Consider the following 3,497-nt stretch of genomic DNA (forward strand, 5'->3'; position numbering starts at 1 on the left):
TACGGCCGGACCGGAACTGAGGGTTTCCGCTCCCACCGACGACCAGAATCACAATCTGGGACTCATTCCAAGGCTCCCACGGGTGGCTCCGCGCAAGACCCGACCCCTTCGGTGACAGCTTGTGACCACAATCCCCCCAGAGGGTGTGGCGGATCATGTTCAGGTCGGTGATGCCCCCATCGACCACCTGCGGAAGCGCTGACACAATCTCCTCCAAAATTCTGAGAGGGAGAGAGAGCATGTCCGTTTCCACGGAAGACCGTTTCGCGCCGCCCGAGGCGCACGTGGCCGATGTCGTCGCGCCGGCGTCGGACGAGGTCCTGGCCGGACGTGGCACCCGCTTCGTCGCGGCGCTGCTGGACGCCCTGATCCTCTGGACGCTCATGACCGTGGTCATGAAGCTGGTCCCGGTGCTGGGCGAACTCGCCTCGATGCGCGGCGACCGCATGTCGCTGATGGCCTGGAACCTGCCCGCGGTGCTCGTGGGCCTGCCGCTTTTCCTGATCGTGCAGAGCTGGCTCCTGGTGAAGCGGGGGCAGACGCTCGGCAAGATGATCTGCAAGCTGCGCATCGTGAGGTCCGACGGCTCCGCGCCGGACGCCTGGCGCCTGCTGGGCCTGCGTTACGGGATCGGCTTCCTCATGAACAGCTTCGCGTTGACCTCTCTGGTCTATGGCCTGATCGACGCCCTGCTGATCTTCCGTGAGTCGCGCAAGTGCCTGCATGACACGATCGCCGACACCAAGGTGATCAAGCTCTGAGCTCGCATCCCGCCGCGCCCGCGCCTCGCATCGACACGCTGGCGCTGGCCGAGACCCCGGAGGGCATCGTCCTGTCCCTGCGGCCCGCCGGGCTGGTGGCGCGGACCATGGCCTTCCTGCTCGACCTGTTCATCCGGCTGATCCTGGACCTCGTGCTGTTGATGACCCTGGGCGGCCTGGGCGGCATGGGCTACGGGCTGATACTGATCGGCCTGTTCCTGGTGGAGTGGCTGTACCCGATCGCCTTCGAACTGGGCCGCTCCGGCGCCACGCCCGGCAAGCAGGCGCTGGGTCTGCGGGTGGTGATGGACACCGGGCTGCCGGTCACGCCGGCGGCCTCGGTGACCCGCAACCTGCTGCGCGTGGCGGATTTCCTGCCGCTGGCCTACGCCTTCGGCATCGTGACGATGCTGCTGAACCGCGACAGCAAGCGCCTGGGCGACCTGGCCGCCGGCACGCTCGTGGTCCACATCCAGCCCGTGGTCCTGCACGACGCGCCGCCCGCGGCCCCCAGCCTGGCCCCGGCGCGCCCGCTGAGCCAGCGCGAACAGGCCGCCATCCGGTCCTGGGCCGGTCGCGCGAAACGCCTGACCCCGGAGCGCTTCGAGGAACTCGCGACGCTCGCCGTCCCCGTGCTGCCGCCGGAAGTCGCGGGCGAGCCCAGACGCAGCGCGTCCGAGCGGCTGCTCGGCGTCGCGCAATGGCTGATGGGGAAGCGGTGAGGTGAGATGAGATGAGCCCCCTGCACTTCGAGGCGACCTACGGCCCGCTGTGGGAGGCCTTCGCCGCCGAGATCGCGCGCGCCAAGCTGGGCAAGGGCGTGGACGGCGCGCTGCTCGCGTCGCAGTACCGACGCGTCTGCGAACACCTGGCGCTGGCCCAGTCGCGCGCCTATCCGATCCACCTCGTGGCGCGGCTGGAGACGCTCACGCAGGAGGCGCATCAACTGATCTACCGCCGCCAGGACTACGGCCTGCGGCAGCTGTCGCGTCTGCTGCGCATCGATCTGCCCCGCGCCGTGCGCGCGCAGGGGCGCTACGTGCTGGCGGCGCTGCTCCTGTTCGCGGTGCCGCTGGCCGCGGCCTTCCTGCTCGCGTGGTCGGGCCCGGATTTCGCGCTGCGCATGCTCGACGCGACCCAGCTGCGGCAGTACGAGGCGATGTACGGCGACGGCAAGCACGTGCTCGGCCGCCTGCGCGAGGCCGGCGACGACTGGCAGATGTTCGGCATGTACATCTTCCACAACGTGGGCATCGGCTTCCGATGCTTCGGCGCCGGCATCCTGGCGGGCGTGGGCAGCGCCTTCGCGCTGCTCTACAACGGCCTCGTGATCGGGGCCGTGGCCGGGCACCTGACCCGCGTCGGCCTGGGCCACAACTTCTGGCCCTTCGTGGCCACGCATTCGGCCTTCGAGCTGACCGGCATCGTGCTGTGCGGCGCGGCCGGGCTGCGCATGGGACTGGGCTGGCTGGCGCCAGGACGGCTGAGCCGGCTCGAGGCGCTGGCCGCCTCCGCGCGCGCCGCCGTGCCCGTCGTCTACGCGGCCTTCTTCCTGCTGCTGGTGGCCGCGGCTTTCGAGGCCTTCTGGTCCTCCGCGGTCTGGATCGCGCCGGGCGTCAAGTACGGCGTCGCGGCGGTGTGCTGGTGTCTGGTGATCGCGTGGCTCGGGCTGATGGGTCGGGAGACGCGCCGGGAGACGCGCCGGGAGTCGGGCCGGGAGTCGGGCCGCGAAACCGGTCGCGAAACCGGTCGCGAAACCGTCGGGGAGCGCACGCATGCGGGTTGACGGCCTGGCCATCGTCCTGCGCCCGCGCAGCCAGAGCGAAGCCTGCGACCTGGGGCTGGCGCTGGTGCGTTCGCAGGCGGCGTCGATCTGGCGCTGCTTCGCGCCGGTGCTGCTGGCCGTCGCGGTGCTCGCGATGTGCACGGTGGACCTGGGTGGCTCGGTGCCCATCCTGATCCTGTTCTGGCTCAAGCCCTGGCTGGACCGCAGCCTGCTGTTCGTGATGTCGCGCGCCGTCTTCGGCGAGGCGACGCGCTGGACCGACCTGTGGCGCGCGCGCCGCCAGGTCTTCGGCGGACAGTTCCTGCGCACGCTGCTCTGGCGTCGCTTCTCGCCGTGGCGCGCCTACACGCAGCCGATCGAACAGCTCGAAGGTCAGCGCGGCGGCGCGCGGCGCAAGCGCGCCAAGCTGATGCTCCATGACAACCGCGGCGCGGCGGTCGCCTTGCAGACGGCCTTTGCCCATGCGGAGGCGGTGCTGGGCTACGCCCTGATTGCGCTGCTGTGGTGGTTCACGCCGGAGAACCGCAGCGACGGCGTGCTGGACTGGTTCTTCCGCCCGGAGGCCCACGAGGCCGGACGCCTGGGCTTCGACATCGCGGCGGCGTCGGCCTACGCGCTGGTGGTGCTGTTCCTGGAGCCGTTCTATGTGGCGGCGGGATTCGCCATGTACCTGAACCGGCGCGTGGTCCTCGAGGCCTGGGACATCGAGCAGGAGTTCCGCCGTGCGTTCACGTGACCTGCTGCTGGCGGCCATGATCCTGGCGTGTGCGGGCCTGCGGGCGCAGCCGGTGTCGGCTCCAGCTGCGGAACCGGCCACGGCATCGAGCGCCTCGTCGGGCGCGGTGCCCGCGCCGGTGAAGGTCGCCGCCTCCGCGATCGATGCCGAGTCCGTGCGCATCGCCGAGGAGGCAGTGCGCGCCGACCCGCTGTGGGCCGGCCAGGAGAAGACC

General features: G+C 70.6%; 4 protein-coding genes and 1 pseudogene. All 5 read left to right on the forward strand.

Annotated elements, in window-relative coordinates; all coding sequences use genetic code 11:
• The first annotated feature begins 239 nt into the window (after positions 1 to 239).
• Positions 240 to 761 carry an RDD family protein gene (locus VF536_RS14710; RefSeq protein ID WP_331615607.1) on the forward strand — a complete coding sequence of 174 codons (522 nt, stop codon included), beginning with the start codon at positions 240 to 242 and terminating at the stop codon, positions 759 to 761.
• A 77-nt stretch (positions 762 to 838) separates the two neighbouring features.
• Positions 839 to 1,483, forward strand: coding sequence for an RDD family protein (locus tag VF536_RS14715; protein WP_331615610.1), 645 nt, complete (start codon positions 839 to 841; stop codon positions 1,481 to 1,483).
• Between the two features lie 11 nt (positions 1,484 to 1,494).
• Positions 1,495 to 2,547, forward strand: coding sequence for a stage II sporulation protein M (locus VF536_RS14720; protein ID WP_331615608.1), 1,053 nt, complete (start codon positions 1,495 to 1,497; stop codon positions 2,545 to 2,547).
• Complete coding sequence (locus VF536_RS14725; RefSeq protein WP_331615609.1) at positions 2,537 to 3,283, forward strand: hypothetical protein; 747 nt, start codon at positions 2,537 to 2,539, stop codon at positions 3,281 to 3,283. The genes VF536_RS14720 and VF536_RS14725 overlap by 11 nt, the downstream gene beginning before the upstream one ends.
• Positions 3,270 to 3,497 (forward strand): annotated as a pseudogene (locus VF536_RS14730) (hypothetical protein); the annotation flags it as partial. The gene VF536_RS14725 and the pseudogene VF536_RS14730, both read left to right, overlap by 14 nt.

The organism is Roseateles sp. (assembly GCF_036486225.1).
In the GTDB taxonomy this organism is placed as follows: Bacteria; Pseudomonadota; Gammaproteobacteria; order Burkholderiales; family Burkholderiaceae_C; genus Roseateles.